Below are 3,407 nucleotides of genomic sequence, written 5' to 3'. Positions count from 1 at the left end.
GGCGGGCAGCCGCACGGGCTGCTTCGGCCGCGGGCGCGGCGCGCGCGCCCTGGCCCCCGGCGCGGCGGCCGGTGCCACGAAGGCCAGGGGCTGGGCCAGCCCCGCATCCGCGAACCCGCGCTCCGCCTCGGCGTCGTCCATGCCTGCCCCCGAACGGACCGGGGTGATATCGTACCGCAGGGCTTTCGTTCAACGATATCGTCTACGAAAAGACAACCCTGCCCAGCAGCCGGCCCGGCAGCAGGGTGAAGGCGCCGGTGATCACCAGCGCCCCGAGGAACAGCCCGATCATCGCCCGCCGGTGCAGCCCGACCCGCCCGCGCCGGGCATGCAGCACCGCCAGGGGCAGCATGACGAGCGTGAAGAGCGAAATCCCGTGGATCCAGGAGAAATGCCAGGGCCCGCGATTGCCGGTGATGCCGAAGGAGGAGAGCGCGACCACCAGCATCAGCCCGGTCCAGGCCCAGCCCAGGCGCCGGTGCGGCAGCGTCCCCTTGGGCGCGGCCATCTGCCAGAGGCCGAGGCCGAAGGCGGCGATCGCCGCGGCGGCATGCGCCTGCACCAGCGGCGGGGCGGCGAGGAGCGGAGCGAACTGCATGGCGGCCCTCATGTGAATGTTTATGACTTTCACATACGCTCGCCAGCGAAGGCGCGTCAAGCATCGCCGTCATGATGCCCTGGCGGCTGCGGCCGTCGGGTGATCGAAGCCCCGCCCCTGCCGCGCGCCAGCGCGCGGCGACGTCCAGGGCCGGCGGCATGCCCACCGACCCGGCGGTCGATGGTCCTGCGCGCCCCGGCGCCCGGGGCCGCGGCGGATCGGGTTCGGTGTTGCGGGCTGCCCACCGGTCGGTGACTGCCGGGTCCGTGACCACCGAACAGGCCCGCGCCGCCCGGCGTTCCCTACTCACGCCCGGCGATCCACTCCGGTTGCCGCCGCGCCCGCGGGTGGCGGCTGCCCGGCGCTCAGCCGCGATAGGGCGGCCGGTGCAGCCCGGCTGGGGACAGGGTGAAGACCTCCGCCCCCGTCTCGGTCACGCCCACCATGTGCTCGAACTGCGCGGACAGGCTGCGGTCGCGCGTCACGGCGGTCCAGCCGTCGTCGAGGATCTTCACCTCCGGCCGGCCGGCATTCACCATCGGCTCGATGGTGAAGAACATGCCGGGCTTCAGGACGGGGCCCTCGCCGGGGCGGCCGAAATGCAGCACGTTCGGCGGCTCGTGGAAGCGCCGGCCGATGCCGTGGCCGCAGAAGTCGCGCACCACGGAGAAGCGGTGCCGCTCGACGAAGCGCTGGATGGCATGGCCGACATCGCCGAGCGTCGCGCCCGGCTTCACCGCGGCGACGCCCAGCATCATTGACTCATAGGTCACGTCGAGCAGCAGCCGCGCCCTGGTCGAAGGCTGGCCCGCCACGTACATCCGGCTGGAATCGCCATGCCAGCCATCGAGGATGACGGTGACGTCGATGTTGAGGATGTCGCCCTCGGCCAGCACCCGCTCGCCCGGGATGCCGTGGCAGACGACATGGTTGATCGAGGTGCAGATGGATTTCGGATAGCCGCGATAGCCGAGCGGCGCCGGCGTCGCGCCATGCGCCAGGATGTGGTCGTGGCAGAGCCGGTCCAGCTCCCCCGTCGTGACGCCCGGGCGGACATGGTCGGTGATCATGTCGAGGGTGGCGGCCGCAAGCTGCCCGGCCCGGCGCATGCCCGCGAAATCCTCGGGGGCGTGGAGGGTGATGCGGCGGGAATCGCCGCCCTGCTGGTCCATGATGCTCGGGTGTCTCTGGCGGAGGGCGTGAGGCAGGAAGATGCGCGCGGGGGGCGCCGGAAGCAAGCGCGGGCGAGGGACAGCGCCCGGCCGGTCGCAGGGTTGCGAAAGCCGCGCGCCGGATGGGCGGCAGGGGTAACCCCGCCGGCTACCGCCCCGCCCGCTCCCCCGCCTTCCGCTCCTCCACCCCCAGCGCCTCGGCCAGCCGCACCGTGGCGCTGCCGGGCCGCGCGGGCTTGCTCTGGCTCTCATGCGGCGCCCAGCCGGTCATGACCAGCAGGCGGAACCCGACCGGGATCGCCTCCCCCGCCACCGGCAGGCGGCTGGCCGCCAGCGGCAGCAGCGCCCGCGGCGGGATGCGCGGGTCACGCGCCAGCACGGCATTGGTCTCGCCCGCCGCCCGCAGATCCTCGAACAGGGCCATCGGGCTGCGATAGGCGACCGGCAGCGCCTCCCCATCCGCCACCGGCAAAGCGAAGCCGGCCCGCTGCAGCAGCCCGGCCAGGTCGCGCAATTCGGGAAAGGGCGAGACGCGCGGGGACAGCCCGCCGCGCAGCTCGCTCTCGGCCGCCGCCAGCGCCTCCCGCAACTCCTGCAGGGTGCCGAGGCCGGGGAGCGAGGCCAGGAACAGCCCGTCCGGCCGCAGCGCCCGCCGGATCTGCAGCAGCGCCCCGGGCAGGTCGTTCACCCAGTGCAGCGACAGGCTGGCCACCACCAGGTCGAAGCTCTCGGGCGCGAAGGGCAGCCATTCCTCGTCGCCGGCCACCGCCAGGCCGCCCGCCCCCCGCGCCATGCGGGACGACAGGTCCATGGACACCACGAAGGGGATGCCGCGGGACCGCAGCAGCGGCGCCACGACCCCGCGGCCGCCGATCTCCAGCGCCCGGGCGAAGCGCCGGGTGGTGTCGTCCAGCCGGTCCAGCAGGCGGTCGGCCGCCGCCTCCAGCACCGGCGCCACCCGGTCCACCGTGGCGGCGGCGCGGTCGCGGCGCCGCCGCAGCAGGCGGCGGTCGAAGACCCGCATCGGGTCGGCGGCTCGGTCGGTCATGCGCGGGGCAGGTGGGGCGGCGGGCCCGGCATTGTCAGCCCCCGCGCAGCGCCGTGAGGACGGCGGCGGCGAAGCCGCGCGGGTCCGCCGGGGCCGGGTCGCGCCGCGGCATGGTCACCCGCAGCCGGACCAGCCCGCCGCCCACGCCGCCGGCGCAGAGCAGGCCCTGCACATTCTCCCGCCCATACAGGCCGGTGGTCTCGGCGCAGGCCAGGCCGGGGATGCCGCCTTCCGGCAGGGCCAGCCGTGCCGTTTCCTGCTGCTGCCGGTGGCCGGGGGCGCGCGCCGCCTCGGCCAGCAGATCCTCCAGCGCCGCCACCACGGCCGGGGCGGCAATGCCCTCCGGCACCGTGCCTTCCGGCAGGCGATACAGCTCGATCAGCGCCCCGGCGGCGAGGCGGCCGCGGGTGGCGTAGGCTGCCTCACGCCCCTCGGGCTGCGCCCCTCGCTGGCCGCCTGGCCGCTGGGCGAGCGGCAGGACGGCGCCACGGCGGAAGCCGGCGGCCTCCTCCGGCAGCCGCGCCGCCAGGTCCACCGGCGCGACGGGCGGGGCTGGCGCCGGCGCGGCGCAGGCGGCCAGCGCGAGCGC

4 protein-coding genes are annotated in these 3,407 nt (G+C 75.3%); all 4 read right to left on the bottom strand.

Features of this window, described 5'->3' with window-relative positions:
• Window positions 1-202: 202 nt before the first annotated feature.
• Complete coding sequence (locus E2C05_RS30010) at window positions 203-598, bottom strand: DUF2306 domain-containing protein (RefSeq protein ID WP_133223281.1); 396 nt, start codon at window positions 596-598, stop codon at window positions 203-205.
• Between the two features lie 365 nt (window positions 599-963).
• A complete protein-coding gene (map, locus tag E2C05_RS30005; RefSeq protein ID WP_133223280.1) occupies window positions 964-1,770 on the bottom strand; it encodes a type I methionyl aminopeptidase in 807 nt (268 codons plus the stop codon).
• A 148-nt stretch (window positions 1,771-1,918) separates the two neighbouring features.
• Complete coding sequence (locus tag E2C05_RS30000) at window positions 1,919-2,818, bottom strand: methyltransferase domain-containing protein (protein ID WP_133223279.1); 900 nt, start codon at window positions 2,816-2,818, stop codon at window positions 1,919-1,921.
• A gap of 34 nt (window positions 2,819-2,852) precedes the next feature.
• On the bottom strand, window positions 2,853-3,407 hold a 555-nt coding region (locus tag E2C05_RS33595; protein WP_205083179.1), incomplete at its 5' end, for a hypothetical protein.

Origin of the sequence: Paracraurococcus ruber, from assembly GCF_004353985.1 — a bacterium.
Taxonomy (GTDB): domain Bacteria; phylum Pseudomonadota; class Alphaproteobacteria; order Acetobacterales; family Acetobacteraceae; genus Paracraurococcus; species Paracraurococcus ruber.
This window is presented reverse-complemented; position numbering and strand designations above follow the sequence as displayed.

What these genes read in the sequence shown, in the direction of transcription:
- E2C05_RS30010 (WP_133223281.1), bottom strand. Translation starts at nt 598, where the DNA reads ATGCAGTTCGCTCCGCTCCTCGCCGCCCCGCCGCTGGTGCAGGCGCAT.
- E2C05_RS30000 (WP_133223279.1), bottom strand. Translation starts at nt 2,818, where the DNA reads ATGACCGACCGAGCCGCCGACCCGATGCGGGTCTTCGACCGCCGCCTG.
- map (WP_133223280.1), bottom strand. Translation starts at nt 1,770, where the DNA reads ATGGACCAGCAGGGCGGCGATTCCCGCCGCATCACCCTCCACGCCCCC.